At 55.5% G+C, this 21,677-nt stretch carries 15 protein-coding genes, 2 pseudogenes and 1 riboswitch; of the genes and pseudogenes, 7 read left to right on the forward strand and 10 right to left on the reverse strand.

Features of this window, described 5'->3' with window-relative positions; genetic code table 11:
- Position 1: 1 nt before the first annotated feature.
- The 3 genes and pseudogenes from ACMYSL_RS09760 to metG all read right to left on the reverse strand — a co-directional run.
- Positions 2–1,921 (reverse strand): annotated as a pseudogene (locus tag ACMYSL_RS09760) (DUF4132 domain-containing protein); the annotation flags it as partial.
- Positions 1,922–2,797: 876 nt separating this feature from the next.
- Positions 2,798–3,190: pseudogene (locus ACMYSL_RS09765) on the reverse strand (WGR domain-containing protein); the annotation flags it as partial.
- A gap of 138 nt (positions 3,191–3,328) precedes the next feature.
- Positions 3,329–5,362 carry a methionine--tRNA ligase gene (metG, locus tag ACMYSL_RS09770; RefSeq protein ID WP_434663996.1) on the reverse strand — a complete coding sequence of 678 codons (2,034 nt, stop codon included), beginning with the start codon at positions 5,360–5,362 and terminating at the stop codon, positions 3,329–3,331.
- A gap of 151 nt (positions 5,363–5,513) precedes the next feature.
- Between metG and apbC the strand changes: the two genes are divergently transcribed.
- On the forward strand, positions 5,514–6,623 hold the full coding sequence (gene apbC / locus ACMYSL_RS09775) for an iron-sulfur cluster carrier protein ApbC (protein ID WP_434662452.1): 1,110 nt from the start codon (positions 5,514–5,516) through the stop codon (positions 6,621–6,623).
- A gap of 380 nt (positions 6,624–7,003) precedes the next feature.
- Positions 7,004–7,333 carry a hypothetical protein gene (locus ACMYSL_RS09780; RefSeq protein WP_142513110.1) on the forward strand — a complete coding sequence of 110 codons (330 nt, stop codon included), beginning with the start codon at positions 7,004–7,006 and terminating at the stop codon, positions 7,331–7,333.
- Positions 7,334–7,377: 44 nt separating this feature from the next.
- Here ACMYSL_RS09780 and ACMYSL_RS09785 read toward each other — a convergent pair whose 3' ends face one another.
- Positions 7,378–7,692, reverse strand: coding sequence for an RcnB family protein (locus ACMYSL_RS09785; RefSeq protein ID WP_110277442.1), 315 nt, complete (start codon positions 7,690–7,692; stop codon positions 7,378–7,380).
- A gap of 169 nt (positions 7,693–7,861) precedes the next feature.
- On the opposite strand from ACMYSL_RS09785, the gene ACMYSL_RS09790 reads away from it, so the two are divergent.
- Positions 7,862–8,755, forward strand: coding sequence for a LysR family transcriptional regulator (locus ACMYSL_RS09790; protein ID WP_434662455.1), 894 nt, complete (start codon positions 7,862–7,864; stop codon positions 8,753–8,755).
- Positions 8,756–8,883: 128 nt separating this feature from the next.
- On the opposite strand, the gene ACMYSL_RS09795 is transcribed toward ACMYSL_RS09790, so the two are convergent.
- Both ACMYSL_RS09795 and ACMYSL_RS09800 read right to left on the reverse strand, forming a co-directional pair.
- A complete protein-coding gene (locus ACMYSL_RS09795; protein WP_182207350.1) occupies positions 8,884–10,227 on the reverse strand; it encodes an NCS2 family permease in 1,344 nt (447 codons plus the stop codon).
- Between the two features lie 2 nt (positions 10,228–10,229).
- Positions 10,230–12,050, reverse strand: coding sequence for an adenine deaminase (locus tag ACMYSL_RS09800; protein WP_434662458.1), 1,821 nt, complete (start codon positions 12,048–12,050; stop codon positions 10,230–10,232).
- Positions 12,051–12,174: 124 nt separating this feature from the next.
- Between ACMYSL_RS09800 and ACMYSL_RS09805 the strand changes: the two genes are divergently transcribed.
- Positions 12,175–13,098, forward strand: coding sequence for a LysR family transcriptional regulator (locus ACMYSL_RS09805; RefSeq protein WP_182207348.1), 924 nt, complete (start codon positions 12,175–12,177; stop codon positions 13,096–13,098).
- A gap of 334 nt (positions 13,099–13,432) precedes the next feature.
- Here ACMYSL_RS09805 and ACMYSL_RS09810 read toward each other — a convergent pair whose 3' ends face one another.
- Positions 13,433–13,855: a universal stress protein gene (locus ACMYSL_RS09810; RefSeq protein ID WP_182239894.1), complete on the reverse strand. Its 423-nt coding sequence runs from the start codon at positions 13,853–13,855 to the stop codon at positions 13,433–13,435.
- Between the two features lie 118 nt (positions 13,856–13,973).
- On the reverse strand, positions 13,974–15,950 hold the full coding sequence (locus ACMYSL_RS09815) for an alkyl/aryl-sulfatase (RefSeq protein WP_434662463.1): 1,977 nt from the start codon (positions 15,948–15,950) through the stop codon (positions 13,974–13,976).
- 222 nt (positions 15,951–16,172) lie between these two features.
- Positions 16,173–16,269, forward strand: a riboswitch (TPP riboswitch).
- 34 nt (positions 16,270–16,303) lie between these two features.
- Here ACMYSL_RS09815 and thiM point away from each other — a divergent pair.
- The 3 genes from thiM (at position 16,304) to fbaB (ending at position 19,075) form a co-directional block, all read left to right on the forward strand.
- A complete protein-coding gene (gene thiM / locus ACMYSL_RS09820) occupies positions 16,304–17,077 on the forward strand; it encodes a hydroxyethylthiazole kinase (RefSeq protein WP_434662465.1) in 774 nt (257 codons plus the stop codon).
- The gene (gene thiD / locus ACMYSL_RS09825) at positions 17,074–17,874 is read left to right on the forward strand and encodes a bifunctional hydroxymethylpyrimidine kinase/phosphomethylpyrimidine kinase (protein WP_304260530.1); all 801 of its coding nucleotides are present in this window, start codon (positions 17,074–17,076) and stop codon (positions 17,872–17,874) included. Before thiM ends, thiD begins: the two co-directional genes overlap by 4 nt.
- Before the next feature lie 148 nt (positions 17,875–18,022).
- Positions 18,023–19,075, forward strand: coding sequence for a class I fructose-bisphosphate aldolase (gene fbaB / locus ACMYSL_RS09830; protein WP_112213138.1), 1,053 nt, complete (start codon positions 18,023–18,025; stop codon positions 19,073–19,075).
- A gap of 142 nt (positions 19,076–19,217) precedes the next feature.
- Here the strand turns inward: fbaB and ACMYSL_RS09835 are convergent, their stop codons facing one another.
- Entirely contained in the window at positions 19,218–20,825 is a 1,608-nt protein-coding gene (locus ACMYSL_RS09835) for an FGGY-family carbohydrate kinase (RefSeq protein ID WP_434662468.1), read from the reverse strand.
- Between the two features lie 29 nt (positions 20,826–20,854).
- Positions 20,855–21,604, reverse strand: coding sequence for an SDR family oxidoreductase (locus ACMYSL_RS09840; RefSeq protein ID WP_181485635.1), 750 nt, complete (start codon positions 21,602–21,604; stop codon positions 20,855–20,857).
- Positions 21,605–21,677 lie beyond the last annotated feature (73 nt).

A 21,677-nucleotide genomic window follows, 5' to 3' on the forward strand; every position in this document is an offset into this window, starting at 1 on the left:
TTTAATCAAACAGTGATTCGATATCGTTAATCAGCTCGCTGGCGGTGATAGCGTCGAGGGCGGCGAAGGCAACAGTTGGTTTTCCGAAGTAAATATCGCCTTTGGCGACGATTTTCACCGTATCGAGCGGAATAAGTTCGTCGTACCCCGTTTCTCCATACAGCAGGGAAAACGGCTCCATTTCCAGGATCATTTCGCCGCAGGCTGATGGTTTATACATCCCACTGGTGCTGCCGCTTTCTTCTATTCGTTGCCAGCCTTTACGTTCAAGCCCGACGATGCGGCCTGCCTGGCATTGTCGCCCGTTCCACCGATTCAGCTCCATGGCGTCGCATTCGCTTTCCGTCAGGCTATAGTGGTTGCGATCGAGCTGGCGGAACGGCGGCAGCAGTTCGTAGTCGGCAAACAGCTGGCCGAAGGCGGCGATGTCCTGCGGAGAAATTTCCAGCACGTGCGGAATACCGATTTGCCCTTCCGGCAGGTTGAACGGATTATCCTCGGCATCGCTGTAGCTGTTGTCTTCGGCTACGCGAAAGCAGGTAAGCAGGGTGTTTTCTTCGCTATAGACGCCCCATACCAGGCGGCGGGTGATGTGGCGCACCAGCGGATGCTCGACGAGGAACAGGCGGAACTGCTCCTGCGTCCAGCGGCGGCGCAGGCACATGGCGGATTCCAGGCGCATGATTTGTTGGGCGGCGACGGTGCGGGCATCTTTCTTCAACTGTTTGTAGCGGCTGACGGCTTCGGTCGCCAGCGTCTCGTCATCGCTTTTGTTGGGCTTCGGCAGGTCTTTCAGGCGGCTGCCGTTTTCGTCGCGCACAAAGGGTTTGAGAGCTTCATCGAAGCTGACGGTAAAACGGCGCGGGCCGAAGTCGAGGGTCAGAGAGCCGCTGTCGTCCAGGTCGAGATCCGGAGCCAGGCGATCTTCCAGCTCGGCGATAGTCAGCTTGCGCTGTTCGGCAATTTGCTGGATCTTTTCGCGCGCGGCCTCCTGGAGGGCCTTAAATTTGATTTTTTGCGCGATGCCGTTTAGCAGCATCAGGGCTATATCGCTGCCGATTTCCGCCAGAATATCCAGCCCAAGCGCTGCGCGTTGATGCTGTGATTCTCCAGGCCAGGTGCGGATGAGTGGCGTCAGCGCTCGCGCGGTATCGTCATTACCGAAAAAGGCTAATGTCGTGAAACCCCAGTTTGCTTTTGAGGGGCCTCCGGCTTCAATCCAAGCGTTAAAAAGATCCCAGGCAAAGTTAGCCAGAGATGTCGGAGTGCAGATGCTTTTTACGGTATTCAGCCCAGCGTAAAGTTTCACTTCGCGTGGGAAATTCAGCATATCGCCGAGGTAACGCATGGCGTCATCTGGCAACGGCAGACCCGTGCTTTTGAGCTGTGGCCTGCGACACAGTGTAAATTGATAAAATTCAGGTAGAGGCTGAATTTTCGCCGGGAAATCGTGAAAATCCCTTACGTCGAGAAAGGCTCCCAGGGCGGCGATAATCTCCGGTTGTTGATAGCGCTGCGCTATTTGGGTTATCAGAGAACGGTGATTGTTATCGGCCAGTAATCGCAAGGCTTGTTGAGCGTCGTCCCTGTCTTTGCACGCTTTTCCTAGCGCTGCGGGCAATAATCCGGCAATGGTATGTTCGGGATACTCAAGTAACCAGCTGCGGGCATCTTCGCGCAGCGTTTTTTTGCGGCTGAAGTTTTGTGCCATCGGCAGTGCCAAATCGGTTGTGCCGCAATAGGGGATAAACGGCCACAGCGACTGGCGATCGTGTTTAAGATAACGGACAAATATTGGCAGGGCATCGATACCAAAAATGGGCAAGATCCCCTCTTCGCCTTTGTGAGGTTCATCAGCTAAGGCATCCAGTAGGGCCAATGCTTGCTCGCGCGGCATCCAGGCCAGCAGATGCAGTTTCCATTGCGAATACCGCTTACCCGTGTACTGATGGAATTCATTTATCAAGGTGGCGTAGTCATTGCATTGCAGGGCATTGATGGCGTTTTGCGGAATGGGCATTTTTTGCGATGTGCCAGGGTCTAACTGTTGCCAGTTTTCAAATCCCAGGCGCCACAGAAAGTTTTGTTCCGGGGTGAATGGCTCTGTCACTTTTTCCCAACGATAGCTTTCAAATGGCGGTAGGTCCGCGTAATTGAATTGGGATTGGTAATCACTGTAATCGTAGCCAGTGAGTTCTTCCGCTATTGCCGGCGTCAGGCTCAGCGTAGAAACGACGGGGAGCACCAATAGCTTGAATACGGGTGGTGCGCTTTTTTGATTTTGCTTTAGCCACGGTGGGGATACCAGTATTTCTGGTAGGGTCTCCGGGCTGGCATATTCTGCTGATGAATCGCTAAGCGGTTGTGTCGTGGTTAACGTTTCTGTGGCGTGTGCGTCAATCCATGGCAAGACCTGCTCTACCCGAGTGGGGTCAGCGCTGATGAGTACCGTTAGCGCTCTGCGCCAGATCGGATCTTCATAGCTCGCCAGCAGCGACGCATATGCGGCAATGGCCGCATGAGGATATTTTTGGCAGGTTTTACTTAAATGTTCCAGACGCTTAATTTTGTTGCCGGCACAAAGAATTAATATTCTAAGCGCATCCGGATGGTTCGTTTTTGCTAACCATTTAGTAAGATAGTCGGCAGCATCAAACTCTGGCAATTGGGTCCTTGCGTCTTTTTTGTCTAAATCGTTGGCGAGTTGACTTATCCCGATCACGCCCTGGTTGGTTATCAATGAGGCCACATAGGGGAGAAAGTGAGAGTAAAGCGGAGACAACGAATATTTTTCTAGCGTATCATTGCTAATGAATTTCCATATATCATTTCCCAGCGGTGACGCATTAAAGGGGCCGAAACGGCTACGATGACAGAAGGCAAACCCATTAATCTCCACCGTTAATGGTACAGGAGCGTCATCCGCGAGCCAGGGCCGAGCATTGTGCGGGCTGGCGGTCTTTTGGGCGGGGCGCTTTTCCGCCGATGTGTTTTCAGCGTAACCTTTTCTTGTTTTCTCACCGATTAACTTTTGTTCTGCCTTCGTCGCGGCCACCGTATCGGCAAAGGTTTTAATCTGACTCTGTCCGCTGGTGCCGACTTTGCCCCAGCTCAGGTGCAGTTCGTTACCTTGCTGTTCAATAGCCCAGAATTTATGCGACTTTTCATCCTGATAAATAAACGTTTTCATCACCGTCCCTGTGTTTTTATCCAGTTTTGCCCTGATGCTAACAGCAATCGATGGAATAAAGAGGGATTAGGAAGCGATGGCGGGGAATTTCAGAATCTATAAAGAAAAAGCGCTGCCGGAGCAGCGCTTAATGCGGGGTTACTTGACCTGTTGGCCTGGTTTCGCACCGTCATCCGGGCTTAACAGGAAGATATCCTTCCCGCCAGGGCCAGCAGCCATCACCATGCCTTCCGAGATGCCGAAGCGCATTTTACGCGGCGCCAGGTTGGCGACCATCACCGTCAGGCGACCAATCAGCGCCTGCGGATCTGGATAGGCGGAGCGGATGCCGGAGAAGACGTTGCGTTTCTCGCCGCCGAGATCCAGCGTCAGGCGCAGCAGTTTATCGGAACCGTCAACGAACTCGGCGTTTTCGATAAGCGCGATACGCATATCGACTTTGGCGAAGTCGTCAAAAGTGATGGTTTCCTGAATCGGGTCATCCGCCAGCGGACCGGTGACCGGTGCTGACAGCGCTTTCACCTCTTCTTTCGACGCTTCAACCAGCGCTTCAACTTGCTTCATCTCAATGCGGTTATACAGCGCTTTGAAATTATTGACCTTGTGAGCGAGCAGCGGCTGCTGAATGGCATCCCAGCTCAGTTCACTGTTAAGGAAGGCTTCTGCACGTGCAGAAAGCTCCGGCAGAACTGGCTTGAGCCAGGTCATCAGCACGCGGAACATGTTCAGACCCATGGTGCAGATGGCCTGCAGGTCGGCGTCACGGCCTTCCTGTTTTGCCACAACCCATGGAGCCTGCTCATCAACGTAGCGGTTCGCGACGTCGGCCAGCGCCATGATTTCGCGGATGGCTTTGCCGAATTCGCGGCTGTCCCATGCTTCGCCAATGCTTGCAGCTGCATCGGTGAAGGTTTTGTACAGCACCGGGTCAGCCAGCTCAGCGGACAGCACGCCGTCGAAGCGCTTAGCGATAAAGCCCGCATTACGGGACGCCAGGTTCACTACTTTGTTGACGATGTCGGCATTCACGCGCTGCACGAAATCTTCCAGGTTCAGGTCGATATCATCGATGCGTGAAGAGAGCTTGGCAGTGTAGTAGTAGCGCAGGCTGTCGGCGTCAAAATGCTTCAGCCAGGTGCTGGCCTTAATAAAGGTACCGCGCGACTTGGACATCTTCGCACCGTTGACCGTCACGTAGCCGTGAACGAACAGGTTGGTCGGTTTGCGGAAGTTGCTGCCTTCCAGCATCGCAGGCCAGAACAGGCTGTGGAAGTAGACGATATCTTTGCCGATAAAGTGATACAGCTCGGCGGTAGAATCTTTCTTCCAGTATTCGTCAAAGCTGGTGGTGTCGCCGCGCTTGTCGCACAGGTTCTTGAAAGAGCCCATGTAGCCAATTGGCGCATCCAGCCAGACGTAAAAATATTTGCCCGGCGCGTTGGGGATTTCGAAGCCAAAGTACGGCGCATCGCGGGAAATATCCCACTGCTGCAGGCCGGATTCAAACCACTCCTGCATTTTGTTCGCCACCTGCTCCTGCAGCGCGCCGCTACGGGTCCACGCTTGCAGCATTTCGCTAAATGACGGCAGATCAAAGAAGAAGTGCTCAGACTCGCGCATCACTGGCGTCGCGCCGGAAACCACCGATTTCGGCTCGATAAGCTCGGTCGGGCTGTAGGTTGCGCCGCACACTTCGCAGTTATCGCCGTACTGATCCGGTGATTTGCACTTCGGACAGGTGCCTTTTACGAAACGGTCCGGCAGGAACATGCCTTTTTCCGGATCGTAAAGCTGCGAAATAGTACGGTTTTTAATAAAACCGTTCTCTTTCAGGCGGCCATAGATAAGCTCCGACAGCTCACGGTTTTCGTCACTGTGCGTGGAGTGATAGTTATCGTAGCTGATGCCGAAGCCAGCAAAATCGGTCTGATGCTCCTGACTCATTTCGCCAATCATCTGTTCCGGAGTGATCCCGAGCTGCTGCGCTTTCAGCATGATCGGGGTGCCGTGGGCGTCGTCGGCGCAGATGAAGTTGACTTCGTGGCCGCGCATTCGCTGGTAACGGACCCAGACATCAGCCTGGATGTGCTCCAGCATGTGGCCGAGGTGGATTGAGCCGTTTGCGTACGGCAGCGCGCACGTTACCAGAATTTTCTTCGCGACTTGAGTCATAGTGGGCATTACATCTTCTATTGTAAAAAGGGCTTTCGATGTTACCGCAAAGGCAATAATTTGGTAAGCCCAAAGCTTATTGTGGGGGAATTATTCCCTTTAAGGTAAACTTAACGGACAAGATTCAACTCACAATAACAAAGGAGTCGGGATGAGTTCGCAATCCCAGGCCAAATCCCCCGAGCGCCTACGTGCGATGGTTGCCGGGACCCTGGCTAATTTCCAGCACCCAACCCTGAAACATAACCTCACTACGCTGAAGGCGCTGCACCACATCGCCTGGCTGGACGAGACCGTGCACATCGAAATTCAGATGCCGTTCGTGTGGCATAGCGCGTTTGAGGTGTTAAAAGAGCAGTGCAGCGCCGAGCTGTTGCGCATTACCGGCGCTAAAGCCATTGACTGGAAGCTGACGCACAGCATCGCCACGCTTCAGCGGGTAAAAAATCAGCCCGGTATTAACGGCGTAAAAAACATTATCGCCATCAGCTCCGGCAAAGGTGGGGTGGGGAAATCGTCTACGGCGGTTAACCTGGCGCTGGCGCTGGCGGCGGAAGGGGCGAAAGTGGGTATTCTCGATGCCGATATTTACGGCCCGTCGATTCCGACCATGCTCGGCGCGGAAGACCAGCGTCCGACGTCACCGGATGGCACTCACATGGCGCCGATTATGAAATTCGGTCTGGCAACCAACTCCATCGGCTATCTGGTGACTGACGATAACGCCATGGTATGGCGCGGCCCGATGGCCAGCAAAGCGCTGATGCAAATGCTGCAGGAAACGTTGTGGCCGGATCTCGATTATCTGGTACTGGATATGCCGCCAGGCACCGGCGATATTCAGCTGACGCTGGCGCAGAACATTCCGGTAACCGGCGCGGTAGTGGTCACTACGCCACAGGATATTGCGCTGATCGACGCCAAAAAAGGCATCGTGATGTTTGAAAAAGTGGAAGTGCCGGTACTGGGTATTGTGGAAAACATGAGTATGCATATTTGCAGCAATTGTGGGCACCACGAACCTATCTTCGGTACCGGTGGCGCGCAAAAGCTGGCGGATAAATACCACACTCAGCTACTGGGCCAGCTGCCGCTGCATATCACGCTGCGTGAAGACCTCGATAAAGGTACCCCGACGGTGGTCGCGCGTCCGGAAAGCGAGTTTACCGAGACTTACCGCCAGCTAGCGGACCGCGTCGCGGCGCAGCTGTACTGGCAGGGCGAAGTGATCCCCGGCGAGATTGCCTTCCGGGCGGTGTAATCACCTTTCCAGACTAAGCCGTGCGGCGTTTTACGTCGCGCGGTTTTTTTATGTCTGCAGATAACTGCGCTTTTCTGCCTTATAAGTTAATCACCAAATGAATATCATTGATGTTAACTATTACTTATTTTTATTCACATTCAAGCGTGTTGAAATTTATCAATAAAACATATTATTAACATTGTATTCTTCCGGCAATTGTGAGAGCTTCATTAACATAGAAGTGAAATATTTTTTATTCGCCAGGATGAGATGTTTTTTTACAGGAATTGATTTTCCTCATCTAATTTTTTTTGGGCGGGAAGTTGTCATTATTAGTCATACGTAGATAAAAACGAGGTAAGGAATAAAATATCCGTAATACATTTTCGGAGTGAATGATGAATAATATTGCTCTAATCGTTAAGTTACGAGAACTGCTGGTTATTTTTATGCATACGCGCTCTTTGCCGGAGAAAGCAGCCGATGCGTTGCGTTATTGCCAGGAAAACATCCCGCTAACTGAGGTTCCGATTGGCGCTTATGGTGAATATAATGAAATTTTCGAACAAATCACTTTTTTATCAGGTGATCAAAGCCGCACTGCGCCGGATGATTTACTGCGAAGCGGCGGCGATCTGATATTAAGTATTCTGATGTTATATGAGCAAATTGCTTCATATATTGCCGTCGAGGAATTTATGCAAAAGCAAAACCGTTTTAACGAATAGAAACGAGAAACGCCAGCGGCTGGTAGCGCGCTGGCGTTCGGTTTTTAACGATGGTAGAAAATCTCGCCATCGTAGATTTTGAGGATTTTCCCCTCAGTATCGGTAATCAGAACGTAGCTCCCACCCATATAGGTCCAGTGAGTACCGGCGTCCGGTGCGGGCAGATTGCGCTGCTGCCACTGCTTAATGTTGTATTCTGGCGTGAGGTACAGCGGCGGTACGGTATCGCCGATGTGGAATTGTTTGAAGTCTGCGGTAACACCATCCAGCTCATATTTCTGTATAGCGCCGCCAGCAGCCCACGCTCCGCTGGAACAGGCCAACAGTACGCCCAGAAGCATCATTTTTGTTTTACGCATAATTTCCTCATTATTATCCTGGACACAAAATCGCAGCCTCGTATCATTCCTGATACATCAAGGAAATGGCAAGTGTTGGTTTGGTTAAAAGTGTAAGCAAACAGTGATGCTGCGACGTTTTTCGGCGGATCGCGTCGGTTTTGAGAATAATCCTGATTCGGGAGCTCCTATGTTCAGGCTGGAAGATCTGGCGTTGTTTGTCCGCGCCGCGGCATTAAGCAACTTTAGCGAGGCGGCGCGAGAGGCCGGGCAGCAGCCCGCGCAGGTGAGTGCGGCGATAAAACGCCTGGAAACGACGCTGAACATTCGTCTTTTTGCCCGTTCAACGCGTAGTTTGCGTCTGACCCCTGAAGGGGAGACCTGGCTGCCCTATGCCACGCAGATGCTGGATACGCTGTACGCCGGACTGCAAAAAATCCAGGCTCCCGATGACGAAGTTCGCGGCACGTTACAAATTGCCGTGCCGTCCGATCTGGGGCGTAACTTGCTCCTGCGCGTGTTTCGCGCTTTTCGCCAGCGCCATCCCGCGCTGAGTTTACGGATCCTGTTTTCCGATCATCGGACCGATGTGTTTAAAGACCCGGTGGACGTGGCATTTCGCTATGGCGATAACGACGACGCCTCGTTTATTTCCCTGCCGGTTGCGCCCGAGAACCGGCGCGTGCTGGTGGCCTCGCCCGGTTGGATAGCCGAGCACGGTGAACCGCAGACGCTGGATGATTTAACGCGGCATAATGCGCTGACCTACGTGCTGCGCGGCAGGCCGTTCGATCGCTGGCCGCTTAGTTTTGGGGGCGAAGTTCACCATGTGCAGGTTTCCGGCACGATTGTGAGTGATGACGCTGAAGTTATTCGCCGCCTGGCGGTTGCCGGGGAGGGGATTGCGTATAAATCCACGCTGGACGTGAGTGATGACATTCGAGAAGGGCGGCTACAGGTGCTGTTGCCGCAGTATCAGGGTGATGTCGTGCCGCTAAATATGATTTGCCCGCACCGCAAACAGCTTTCTCCTGCGGTGCGGCTACTGTATGAGGCGGTTAAAGCGGAGTGCGAGAAAGTATAGGCTCTAACGCTGGTGTCATTCCCGGCGGCGCTTCGCCTGACCGGGCTACGGGTCCACCATCGTCTGCGGACCGGTAGCCCGGACAGGCGCGTCAAGCGCCGCCTCCGGGAAAATGAGCGGCATGAACCTTAATGCTTCACCAGCGTCGCAAAGTAGTACACCAGCGGAATGGCGAGGATCCACAGGCCAATCGGGATTTCTCGCCACTTGCCAGCAATAGTCTTAATCACCACATAAAACAGCAGCCCACCAGCAATTCCGGTACCGAAGCTGTTGGCAATCAGCGTAATCATCACCATCATCAGTACCGGCAATCCGTCGGTGAAATTGCCTAAATCTACTTTGCGCAGGCCGCTGAACATATTCAGGCCGATCAGAATTAGCGCTGGCGCGGTGGCTTCTTTCGGGATCATCAACGCCACCGGCGTAAACAGCAGCATCAGCAGGAACATTACCGCCGCCGACAGCGCAGTTAACCCGGTTTTGCCGCCAGCTTCCGCCGCCGCCGAAGATTCAATCAGCGCGGTCGCCGCCGGAATACCCAGCCACGGGCCGATAGCCGCGGCGATGGAATCGACCATAAACGGGCGATTGATATGCGGCATGTTGCCTTCTTCATCCAGCAGGCCCGCTTCGCCGCCCACCGCCAGCGTGGTGCCCATCGTGGAAAAGAACTCTGAGGCGAAAAAGACGAACAGGAACGGCAGGAAAGCGATATTCAACGCCCCCAGCATATCGATTTGCCCCAGCACCGGCGTCAGCGAATGCGGCATATCGATAAAACTGCCTGGCAGTTTGGTGACGCCCATGGGGATACCGATCAGGGTTGCGACCAGAATGGCCCATAAAATAGAACCGGGGATCTTTCGTGCCTGTAGGGCAATCGCCAGAAACAGCCCGCAGAGCGCGACCAGTGCGCCCGGTGAAAGGAAATCCCCGAGCATCAGGGCATTGGTTTTGGCATTTGCCAGCACCAGCCCGGCGTTACGAAAGCCCAGTACCGCAACGAACAGGCCGATCGAGGCGGTTAGCCCGAGTTTAATAGATTGTGGCACCGAGCGGGTGACCACTTCGCGCAGGCCGAATTTTGTCAGCAGGAAAAACAGGATCCCTGACCAGCAGGCGATACCGAGGCCGACCTGCCAGCCAATACCCTCGCTGCCTGCAAGCGTCACGCCAACCAGCACCGAGCCACCGATGCCCGGCCCAACGATAAACGGCAGATTGGCGTAAAACGCCATCAGCAGGGTGCCGCCGACGAATACCAGAATCGTGCCGGTGGTCGCTGCGCCTTTATCCATCCCGCCCACCGCCAGCAGTCCGGGGATAACCACCAGCAGATAGGCGGCGGCAAGAAAGCCGGTGATCCCGGCCAGGCACTCGGTACGCAACGTGCTGCCGCGCGAATACAAGGCAAAACGGCGCTCCAGCCAGCTTCCTTGCGCGGATGAATGAAGGGTGTTGTCGGCCATGCTTAGGCTCCCTGATGTTTATTGTTGTGCTCTGTGTGTTTTATGTATTCCGGGATTTCCCGGCAGTCTATCAGCGGGTCGACAATCTGGCGGGTACTGCCGTCGGTCAAACCCAAATCGGTCAAATGCGGTCCGGCGTTACAGGCGAGGCAGGTGCCTTCAATAGCCTTAAACACGCGGTACGGTGGCTCCCAGTCGGCAACTTCTGCGCTCAGGTCTCGCAGCTGGCGGAACTGTTGCGCCAGCTCCGGGGCTGGTAAATCGGAAAGCATCCCGGCAATCGGCATTGCCACGTGAGCGAGGATTTTGCCCTGCTGCGCCAGCGCCATACCACCGCCGGATGCGATCAACTGATTTGCCGCCAGCGCCATATCGTCGGCATCGCGGCCCAGCACCACCAGATTGTGTGAGTCGTGCGAATAGCTGGTGGCGATCGCACCGCGCAGCTCACCCCAGCCTTCCAGCAGCGCAATTTGCGGCTTCGCTTCGTGGCGGCCGTGGCGATGCTTAACCCAAATCAGGCTAAACCCGTCCGGGATTTGCACTTTGCCGTCGCGAACTTGCACTTCCACTTCGCCCCACTGGGTAAAGCGCGCGCCGCGAATATGCCTCAGGCGGGCGACGCCGTGGCGGATATCTTCGACGCGGAGGATAAAATCGTCAGGATTTAGCGGTGTCAGCTGAAGCGTATTGCGCGGTGGCGTCACGCCCGCCGCCGCTGAAACAGGTTGGAGCAGAGTCCCTTTGCGGGCAATCAGCTTCCCGGCGACGTAGACTTCCTGCGCTTTTAGCTTTTCTAATGAATCGAAAACGACAAGATCGGCGCGACGTCCGGCGGCAATCAGCCCCAGATCGTTACGCTGGAGACGGATCGCCGCGTTTAAGGTGGCGAAGCGTAATACGTCGGTCGCCGCCAGACCATGCTCAATCAGCAGGTTGAGCAGGGCAATGATGCCGCCTTTTTCCAGCAGCATATCCGGCGGGACATCGTCGGTGCAGACGGTGATCTGCGAGGATAGATGCGGCAGCGTTTTCAGCGCCTTGACGATATCTGGCAGCAGGTAAGGGTGCGAACCGCGAATTTCTACGGTCAGCCCGGCGCGCAGCTTTTCCAGTGCATCTTCCGCAGAAGTCAGTTCGTGATCGGATGTCACCCCGGCGGCGAGATAGGCCTGGAGGTCCGCGCCGCTTAAACCGCGCGCGTGGCCTTCAATCAGCTTGCCGCTGTTCAGACCGGCCTGGACAATCTCCTGCATCCGCTCGCTGCCGTGCAATACGCCGTGCATGTCCATAACTTCGGCGACGCCGCGTACTTCCGGCCACGCCAGCATGGTTTCCATTTCCGCGCCGGCAAAATCCGCGCCGGACATCTCCAGCCCCGGCGTGGACGGCACGCTGGAGGGCGCGGCGACCATCACCTGTAGCGGCAGATCGCGGCTGGCGGCAACGGCGTAACGTACACCTTCAACGCCCAGCACGTTGGCCAGCTCGTGAGGATCCCAGAACACCGCCGTAGTGCCCTGAGTCAGGACGATTTCGGCATAACGCTCGGGAGGCAGGTGGGAGCTTTCGAGGTGGACGTGTGTATCCATCAGCCCTGGAGACAAAAAATACCCCGCCAGAGAGCGACGTTCGTGGGCATCAGATCGGCTACCTCGCGGGTGCACGCTGGCGATCATTTCGCCGACGATGCCGACATCGGCCTCGCGGATCTCGCCGCTCGCCATGTCGACGATCTGTGCGTCGGTCAGTAATAGATCGAACGGGGATTCGCCGCGTGCGGCCTGGACGGCGCGGCGGCGGGTTTCAGCACTGCTGGACATAACAACTCCGGCACAAGGATAATGCGGATACTCTAGGGGCAGAGCAAACGTTTGCCCAGATGAATAAATTTATCGCCCGATAACCTCGGGTTATTCTGCGTAATGACCGTTGACGAAAAACACTATGACTGAACCCTGGCAGCGTCTGCCTGCACTTTCGCTTAAACAGCTCCAGTATTTTGTGACCCTGGCCCAGCTACGCCATTTCACCGATACCGCTAATCGGCTGGCTATCAGCCAACCGGCGCTAAGCAGCGCGCTGCGGCAAATTGAGGCCGTACTGGGCGGTAAGCTGGTTAACCGCACGGCGTCGTCAGTGACGTTGACCGAGTTGGGGTCTGCTATTTTGCCCCATGCCCGGCGGGTGTTGAGCGTGGCGCAACTGGCGTTTCAGGATATGCAGCAGATTGTCGAGGCCGGCGGCGATGGCACGGTGCGCATTGGCCTGGTGCCATCGGTGAGCTCGCTGCTGTTTCCGCTGCTGCCACAGACGTTGGCTCAGGCTTTTCCGCGCCTGAGGGTGGAGTTTCACGATCAGACCAACGATGCCCTGTTTTGCGAGCTGCAGTCGGGGAAAATAGATTTTGCCATTGGCGCAATTGATCGTTCTTTGCCGCCGGAACTGCTGGTTTATCCTCTGCGCGAAGATCCGTTCGTTGCGGTGCTGCATTGTGACGATCCGCTGGCCGGGCAGCCGCATCTGCCGTGGAAGCTACTGGCCGGGCGCGATATCGCGGTGTTCTCAAAGGGCAATATTCAGCGTCTGGTCGGCGCGCTGGCAGAGAGTCATCGCCTGACGCTTAATACGCGCTATCAGGTTGATTATATTGAAACGCTCTATGGTCTGGTGCGTTCCCGGCTGGCAGTGGCGATTCTGCCTGCGCTTTATACCACCCATCTTCAGGATCCTGTGTTGAAGATTGCCCAGCTTCAGCAACCTGCCTTAACGCGGACCGTGGCGCTGATGCGCGGGCCGCAGCCTTTGCCGCCGCTGATTGAAGCGTGTTTTGCTTTACTATTGAGTTCGCTGCGGGAAGTTAATCTATAGGATGCCATTATCGCGGTTCATTTCAGTGAAAGTGAAAGAGCTAACGAAATACTTTATCGTATCTATTAAAATCAAAGGGTTATCGCTCTTTAATAAAATCAATTTGTTGCAAAAATGTCGGTAGATTGTTTTGAATGAAAAAATTTATTATAAAACAAAAAGATATATTTAGTACGTTCCCCACGGCAACGGGGATAATTAATCAACTAACAACCGCGCTATGCAATCGCCGAAAGTCTCTTATTAGCGTAATGTCGACCGGGCTGGAAGCCCATGCTGTGTGGGTAGGGTAGCCCGGACAAGGCGCGCCAGCGCCGCCTCCGGGGAGAACTTGCTAAGGGAGATGCTTAATCAGCACATCGACGGTGAGATGATTAATATACTCCAGAGAGTGGGAAGCGAGGACGCCCAGCAAGCGGTTGTGATGTCCGGCGATAATCAAATCGATATTTCTCTGGCGCACACACTCTTCAACATCGGCAAAACGGCGAGCGGTCACCAGCGATAGCGTCTGCACGGGTAGAGATACCGTTGTTGCCAGCTCATTAAGCAGCGCTTTTGCCTGAATCACCTCCTGCGAAACGTCATCATCCAGCAGGCTATCGGAGACGTAATTCAGTGCCCGATAGTCGGTACTGATATGGGCAATGGTAATGCGCATAGCGCTTTCTTCCGCCATTTTCGCAGCGTGCTGTAGCAGCGGAACGCCATCCTGGCTGCTGTTGATCAGCACCAGGACATGGTGATAAACGGGCATAACGAGACCTCAACACAAGACGGCACCTTGATATCATTCTGTGCCCGCCATGAGGGGAAAGCAAATCGGACAATAGGCAGATTAAGACCCCGCGACCGACTGCCGCGGGGTGACTTATTTACGGCGTCACAATATTGAACCAGAACTCAAACTTATCCATATAACCCAGCATTTCGTCCAGCTTCGCGCCGTCGCCGGTCACTTTCACTTCACCCTTATCCTGCGCCTGCTTGAGCGTTTCCTCTTTCAGAATGATTTTGTTCAGCGTAGCGCGATCCAGCGTAATGGTGGCATCGGCGTCTTTCGCCTCGGCATCGGCCGTGTGGTTTAACACGCCGTTTTCCAGCTCCAGCTTATATTTACCGCCATCGTTGCCGAGGTCGATATTGAACACCGATTTAGCCGTACCGGCTTTCTCGCCGTTGATATGTACCGCCAGATAGTCGAAGAACATCTCAGGCGTCATTGCCCGCACGGTATCCGGGCTGGCAGTGTTCGGCGTCGGGCCTTTCACCACGCCGTTACGCAGCTCCTGCGCGCCGGTCAGGTAGAAGTTACGCCACGGCCCTGACTCTGCCTGATAGCCCAGTTGTTCCAGAGCATCGGCCTCCAGATTACGAGCATCAATATTGCCTGGGTCGGCGAAGACGATTTTGCTCACTACCTGAGCCACCCAACGGTAGTTGCCTTGATCGTAGTCCTCTTTCGCTTTTTTCATAATGGCGTCGGCACCGCCCATATAATCAACGAATTTCTTCGCCGCTTCTTCTGGCGGCAGTTCATCCAGGGTTGCCGGGTTGCCGTCGAACCAGCCGAGATACAGCACGTAGGTTGCCTTCACATCATGGCTGACGGAACCGTAGTAACCGCGGTTGGCCCAGGTGTTTGCCAGGCTGTCCGGCAGCTTGAATTTGGCGGCGATTTCATCGCGAGTCAGGCCTTCGTTAGCCATGCGCAGGGTCTGGTCGTTGATGTAACGATACAGGTCGCGTTGGCTTTTCAGCAGGTTAACGACGTTCTCATTGCCCCAGGTCGGCCAGTGGTGTTGCGCCATGATGATTTCGGCTTTGTCGCCCCAACGCACGATGGCGGCGTTGATATATTTCGACCATGGCAGCGGTTCGCGAATTTTCGCGCCACGCAGAGAGTAAGTGTTATGCAGGGTATGGGTGACATCTTCTGCGGATTCGATCAGCTTCTTCTCTTCGATATACCACAGCATTTCCGATGGTGCTTCCGATCCCGGAGCCAGCATAAAGTCATAGGTCAGGCCGTCGATAGTCTCTTTCTGGCCATCTTTCTCAATGATGTTGGTCGGGGCAATCAGGGTGACGGTACCGGCAGAGGTCGTCGTACCCAGCCCTGCACCAACCTGACCGGTGGCTTCCGGCTTCAGCAGGTTACCGTACATATAGCTGGCGCGGCGGCTCATCACGTTACCAGCCATGATGTTTTCCGCAACGGCTGCCTCCATAAAGCCAGCAGGTGCATAGACTTTGACTTTGCCGGATTTCACATCGGCTTCATCGACTACGCCGCGCACACCGCCGTAATGGTCAACGTGGCTGTGGGTGTAGATCACCGCCACCACCGGCTTATTGCCGCGATTTTTGTAATACAGATCCATACCGACTTTGGCGGTTTCCGCCGACACCAGCGGGTCCACAACGGTAATGCCTTCTTTACCTTCGATGATGGTCATATTGGAGAGGTCGAGGTTGCGAATCTGGTACACGCCTTCGGTCACTTCAAACAGGCCGCTGATATTAATCAACTGAGACTGACGCCAGAGGCTGGGGTTGACGGTATCCGGCGCTTTTTCACCCTCTTTAATAAAGTCATACTGCTGCGGGTTCCAGATGACGTTGCCCTGTTCGCCTTTAATTATCTCAGTGGGCAGTGCGGCGATAAAACCTTTATGCGCGTTGGTAAAGTCGGTGTTATCGGAGAAGGGAAGCAGTTTGTACAGCGCGTCGTTCGCTTGTTTGGTTGCCGCTGTCGCTTCTTTAGGGGAGGTCTCCGCCCAGCTTGTCAGGGGGAGGGTAGAGAATATTCCAGCCAGGGCCAATCCTTTCATTATCGGGGTTAATTTCATTGGGATCCTCGAGGTTTTTACGCTGATTTACTCACTAATTTCGATATGACGTTGGGTTACATCCTGTAATGACTCCTCAAACTATAATCGCGTATCTGAAAAAGTGTTTATTTTGTTAATGAATTGTTTTTTTTGTTGTTGGTTGTAATCAGTGGGCATCCCCAGGCCAGCTTGCGTTGTCCGGTGACTTCCCGTAACCTGCCCGCTGAGAACGTTTTATCTCTCAATGACTCGGGGTGCCCTTCCTTGTGAAGGCTGAGAAAAACCCGTACCACCTGATCTGGATAATGCCAGCGTAGGGAAGTCAGAGACCGCAGGGTCGTCGCTTCTTCATCGCCTGGCGGGAGCAAACGATGTCTGACCTGCTAAACCCCGCGCATATTGCCCATCTGCGGCATCTTTTTCGCCGCCATTCCCCCCTTGTTCACTGCATGACTAACGACGTGGTGCAGACCTTTACCGCCAACGTGCTGCTGTCGATTGGCGCATCACCAGCGATGGTTATCGACCCCGATGAAGCCAGTCAGTTTGCTGCGATTGCCGATGCGCTGCTGATTAACGTTGGCACGCTGACCGTTGAGCGCGCGACGGCGATGCGGGCGGCGGCGCATAGCGCAAAGCAGGCGGGCAAACCGTGGGTGCTGGACCCGGTGGCGGTCGGCGCGTTGACTCTGCGCACTGAATTTTGTCGGGAGCTTCTGGCGCTACAGCCTGCCGCTATTCGCGGTAATGCCTCGGAAATTATGGCCCTTGCCGGGATGAGCGGCGGTGGGCGCGGCGTTGATACTACTGATACCGCCGCAGCCGCGCTGCCTGCGGCTCAGGCGTTAGCTCGCCAGTTGAATACCGTGGTCGCAGTAACCGGAGAGGTCGATTACGTCACCGATGGTCAGCGTACGCGCATGGTCACCGGCGGCGATTCGCTAATGACTCGGGTGGTGGGTACCGGCTGCGCGCTGTCGGCGGTGGTTGCCGCCAGCACGGCGATGCCCGGTGACCGTCTGGAAAACGTCGCTGCCGCCTGTGGTCTGATGAAGTTCGCGGGTGGAATCGCGGCGCAGCGGGGCGGTCCCGGCAGCTTTACTCCCGCATTCCTGGATGCACTGTACGCGGAGGGCGGCCTGTGAGACGAATCAATGCTTTAACCATCGCCGGAACCGACCCGAGCGGCGGCGCGGGGATCCAGGCGGATCTCAAAACCTTCTCAGCGCTGGGCGCTTATGGCTGCTCGGTCATCACTGCGCTGGTGGCGCAAAACACCCGAGGCGTGCAGTCGGTGTACCGTATTGAACCTGATTTTGTCGCCGCGCAACTGGATTCGGTGTTCAGCGATGTGCGAATCGATACCACTAAAATTGGCATGCTGGCGGAAACGGATATCGTCGAAGCGGTGGCGGAGCGACTGGCGCGGTACCAGATTAAAAACGTGGTGCTGGATACCGTGATGCTGGCGAAAAGCGGCGATCCGTTGCTTTCGCTCAGCGCAGTGCAAACGCTGCGTCAGCGCCTGCTGCCGCAGGTGTCGCTAATCACCCCGAACCTGCCGGAAGCGGCGGCGCTGCTGGATGCGCCGCATGCCAAAACTGAAAAAGAGATGCTGGAGCAGGGCAGGGCGCTGCTGGGAATGGGCTGCGGCGCGGTATTAATGAAAGGCGGTCATCTTGATGATGCCGAGAGCCCGGACTGGCTGTTTACCCGCGAAGGTGAGCAGCGCTTTACCGCGCCAAGAGTGCAGACCAAAAATACGCACGGCACCGGTTGCACGCTATCGGCGGCGCTGGCGGCGCTGCGTCCTCGTTACGATGATTGGGGGCAAACGGTAGCGGAGGCTAAAGGCTGGCTCTCTGCGGCGCTGGCGCAGGCGGACTCGCTGGAGGTCGGGCACGGGATAGGTCCGGTGCATCACTTCCACGCCTGGTGGTAAACGGCACGACAACGTGCCAGCAGACTGTGCTGAAAAAATACGCTCCCGGCTGGAAAATATGCTGAGTCGGTACCAGGCTTAACCTGCCCAAAATAATTGGGTTGGGAAAATGCATGCCGGTTTCGACCGGCACTTACGGGAGATCGCTATGACTGATATTACGCAGTTACTTGGCAAAGATGCCGACACGCTTTTACAGCACCGTTGTATGACTATTCCAGCCGACCAACTCTATTTGCCGGGTTCGGACTACGTCGATCGGGTGATGGTTGATAACAACCGTCCGCCGGCGGTGCTGCGTAATATGCAAACCCTGTATAACACTGGACGCCTGGCGGGAACCGGATATCTGTCTATCCTGCCGGTTGACCAGGGCGTAGAGCATTCTGCTGGCGCTTCTTTTGCCGCCAACCCGCTGTACTTTGATCCGAAAAATATCGTCGAACTGGCTATTGAAGCCGGTTGTAACTGCGTGGCCTCCACCTATGGCGTGCTGGCCTCGGTGTCGCGCCGCTACGCGCACCGCATCCCCTTCCTGGTCAAACTGAACCATAACGAAACGCTGAGCTACCCGACTGAATACGACCAGACGCTGTACGCCAGCGTTGAGCAGGCGTTCAATATGGGAGCCGTGGCGGTAGGGGCGACGATCTATTTCGGTTCTGAACAATCTCGTCGCCAGCTTGAGGAGATTTCTGTGGCCTTTGAGCGCGCGCATGAACTGGGCCTGGTGACCGTGCTGTGGGCCTATCTGCGGAACCCGGCGTTTAAGAAAGATGGCGTCGATTATCACGTTTCCGCCGACTTAACCGGCCAGGCCAACCATCTGGCGGCCACTATTGGCGCGGATATTGTGAAGCAGAAGATGGCGGAGAATAACGGCGGCTATAAGGCGGTGAACTTCGGCTATACCGATGACCGGGTTTACAGCAAATTAACTACCGAGAACCCGATTGATCTGGTGCGCTATCAGCTGGCGAACTGCTATATGGGTCGCGCCGGGCTGATTAACTCCGGCGGTGCGGCGGGCGGTGAAACCGATCTGTCCGATGCTGTACGTACGGCGGTTATCAATAAACGCGCGGGTGGCATGGGGTTGATTCTGGGCCGTAAGGCGTTTAAAAAATCGATGGCCGACGGCGTGAAGCTGATTAACGCCGTGCAGGACGTTTATCTGGATAGCAAAGTCACCATCGCCTGATAAGCACCGGCGTCAGCTGAAGCTGCGTTGCGCGTTGTTTCCCGGAGGCGGCGCTTGACGCGCCTTGTCCGGGCTACCGGTCCGCAGAAGGCTGTGAACCCGTAGCCCGGGTAAGGCGTTTACGCCGCGACCCGGGTCTTGCTTAATCGCGAATCAGCCGCGCCGTGTGCTGGAGCGTTTTATACGCTTCGTAACGACGCTGATGATCGGCGCTAAATTGCTCTTCGCAGCGGTAAGTTTTATCCACTCGGGTAAACTGCTTCATGGCTTCTGGCAGCGAAGGGGCGATTTTACCCGCCACGGCACCGAGAATTGCCGAACCTAACAGCACCGGTTCGCTGGACTCGGTACTGACCACGTTAATGCCGCAGGCGTCTGCCAACAGCTGGCGAACTAAAGGATGTTGACCTGCGCCGCCGCTGATGACGATATTTTCGCTATCAATCCCGCAATTTTTCTGCGCATCGATAATCTGCCGCAGACCGTAGCCGATACCGCACAATCCCGCGACGTACAGCGCAATGAGGTTTTCCAGATCCCGCTCCATCCCCAGCCCGGCGATAATCGCTTTCGCGTTCGGGTCCGCCAGCGGCGCACGGTTGCCTAAAAACTCCGGCACCACGTGCAGACCGGCTGCGAGCTTGACTGCTTCGGAAGGATTGTCCACCTGCGCCAGCACTCTATCGGCAAGATACACCGGTAGCGGAACACCGGCTTCTTTTGCCAGCGCTTTAGCCTCTGTGGCGGCGGGATGAAAACTTAATAACTGGTCGATAGCCGCACCCGCTGCGCTCTGCCCACCTTCGCTAAGCCAGAATCCCGGCACCATGGCGGAATAGTAAGGCCCCCACACGCCGGGCACAAAGACGGCATCCTGGGTGGTGGTCATGGTGCAGGAAGACGTGCCGAATACGTAGGCCATATTGTTGACCGCGCCGTTAAGCACGCCAACGGTACCAATCCCGCCCGCGTGAGCGTCAATCATGCCGACCGCCACCGGTGTGCCGATGGGCAGGCCCATCTCATCTGCCGCTGTTGCGCACAGACCGCCCTCGCAGGGCGTTCCCGGATCGACAATACGCTGGCCGATGCGGACAAAATCTTCATCCGCCAACTCCTCAAGGCCAATCTGGCGGAAGTAACCGGCATCCCAGCGTTTTTCATGCGCCAGATAGGTCCATTTACAGGTGACGGTACACACCGAGCGGGCTAAATCGCCGGTTGAGCGCCAGGTGAGATAATCCGCGAGGTCAAAGAAGTGGCGCGCCTGTTGATAGATTTGTGGACGATTCTCCTTCAGCCACAGGATCTTCGGCGTTTCCATCTCCGGAGAAATTTTACCGCCGACGTATTGCAGCACCGAGTGGCCCGTGGCGTTGATCTTTTCTGCTTGCCCGGTAGCACGGTGATCCATCCAGACGATGATGTTGCGGTCCGGGTCTTCCGAAGGGCCAACTGCCAGCGGCGCATCGTTTTCGCCAATCACCACCAGCGAACAGGTGGCGTCGAAGCCGATACCGGCAATCGACGCGGGAGCGACGTTCGCGTTCGCTACCGCCGTTTTAATGCAGTAGCACACCGCCTGCCAGATCTCGCGGCTCGACTGTTCAACCACGCTTCCGGTGCTGCGGAACAGGGTGATTTCTCGGGTGGCATGGGCCAGCAGCTCGCCCTGCAGATTGAATACGCCCGCACGAACGCTGCCTGAACCAACATCCACGCCAATAATGTTTTGAGTATTGCTTTGCATAAAATCCTCTTCAGCAGTCTGGTTGACGGTTAGAGATCCACACTGTTAGGCAGGATAACAATGTCGCGTACGGTGACGTTTTTCGAACGTGTCACCATAAACAGCACTGACTCGGCTACTTCAATGGGTTGCATCAGGCTACCGTTGGCCAGCGCTTCGTCCATTTTGGCTTTTGGCCAGTCGTCCAGCAGGGCAGTAACCACCGGACCCGGCAGCACGGCACCGACGCGCACGCCGTGCTGAGAAACCTGGCGACGGGTGGTGTGGACAAATGCCTGGACGGCAAATTTCGACGCGGTATAGATAGGTTCCCAGATAACCGGCACCACGCCGGCAATAGAACTGGTGAAAATAATATCGCCGGATTTTTGCGCGATCAGATGCGGCAGGACGCTACGCACGCAGCGGAAAGCGGCGTTGATGTTGAGATGCAGCACGCGATCCCATACATCCGGATCTCCCTCGGCGACCGGCCCGCCGATGTAGGCTCCGGCGTTGGCGTGGAAAATATCAAGACCACCGGCGAGGTTAACGATACCCGTCAGAATATTATCGACCTGGTCGGCTTGCATCAGATCAACCTGCAGAGCAAAGGCGTTTTCGCCCAGCTCGGCGACGATTTTGTTGAGCTTTTCGCCTTCGCGGTCGATAAGCACCACTTTTGCGCCAGCCCCCAGCAGGGTTTTAGCGCATTCGAGGCCGATACCGGATGCCGCGCCGGTGACGGCGGCGACTTTGCCAGCAAGAGAAGTATTCATAGAGGATACAGAGTGGTTCATTTTATAATCCTTTATCGAGTCTGGTTGGCGACTTCAAGCGCGAGGGCATCGCGTTGAGGTTATGTACTATTTT

Source organism: Klebsiella sp. MISC125, assembly GCF_051131775.1.
Lineage (GTDB): Bacteria > Pseudomonadota > Gammaproteobacteria > Enterobacterales > Enterobacteriaceae > Klebsiella.

What these genes read in the sequence shown, in the direction of transcription:
- metG (WP_434663996.1), bottom strand. Translation starts at nt 5,362, where the DNA reads ATGACTCAAGTCGCGAAGAAAATTCTGGTAACGTGCGCGCTGCCGTAC.
- apbC (WP_434662452.1), top strand. Translation starts at nt 5,514, where the DNA reads ATGAGTTCGCAATCCCAGGCCAAATCCCCCGAGCGCCTACGTGCGATG.
- ACMYSL_RS09780 (WP_142513110.1), top strand. Translation starts at nt 7,004, where the DNA reads ATGAATAATATTGCTCTAATCGTTAAGTTACGAGAACTGCTGGTTATT.
- ACMYSL_RS09785 (WP_110277442.1), bottom strand. Translation starts at nt 7,692, where the DNA reads ATGCGTAAAACAAAAATGATGCTTCTGGGCGTACTGTTGGCCTGTTCC.
- ACMYSL_RS09790 (WP_434662455.1), top strand. Translation starts at nt 7,862, where the DNA reads ATGTTCAGGCTGGAAGATCTGGCGTTGTTTGTCCGCGCCGCGGCATTA.
- ACMYSL_RS09795 (WP_182207350.1), bottom strand. Translation starts at nt 10,227, where the DNA reads ATGGCCGACAACACCCTTCATTCATCCGCGCAAGGAAGCTGGCTGGAG.
- ACMYSL_RS09800 (WP_434662458.1), bottom strand. Translation starts at nt 12,050, where the DNA reads ATGTCCAGCAGTGCTGAAACCCGCCGCCGCGCCGTCCAGGCCGCACGC.
- ACMYSL_RS09805 (WP_182207348.1), top strand. Translation starts at nt 12,175, where the DNA reads ATGACTGAACCCTGGCAGCGTCTGCCTGCACTTTCGCTTAAACAGCTC.
- ACMYSL_RS09810 (WP_182239894.1), bottom strand. Translation starts at nt 13,855, where the DNA reads ATGCCCGTTTATCACCATGTCCTGGTGCTGATCAACAGCAGCCAGGAT.
- ACMYSL_RS09815 (WP_434662463.1), bottom strand. Translation starts at nt 15,950, where the DNA reads ATGAAATTAACCCCGATAATGAAAGGATTGGCCCTGGCTGGAATATTC.
- thiM (WP_434662465.1), top strand. Translation starts at nt 16,304, where the DNA reads ATGTCTGACCTGCTAAACCCCGCGCATATTGCCCATCTGCGGCATCTT.
- fbaB (WP_112213138.1), top strand. Translation starts at nt 18,023, where the DNA reads ATGACTGATATTACGCAGTTACTTGGCAAAGATGCCGACACGCTTTTA.
- ACMYSL_RS09835 (WP_434662468.1), bottom strand. Translation starts at nt 20,825, where the DNA reads ATGCAAAGCAATACTCAAAACATTATTGGCGTGGATGTTGGTTCAGGC.
- ACMYSL_RS09840 (WP_181485635.1), bottom strand. Translation starts at nt 21,604, where the DNA reads ATGAACCACTCTGTATCCTCTATGAATACTTCTCTTGCTGGCAAAGTC.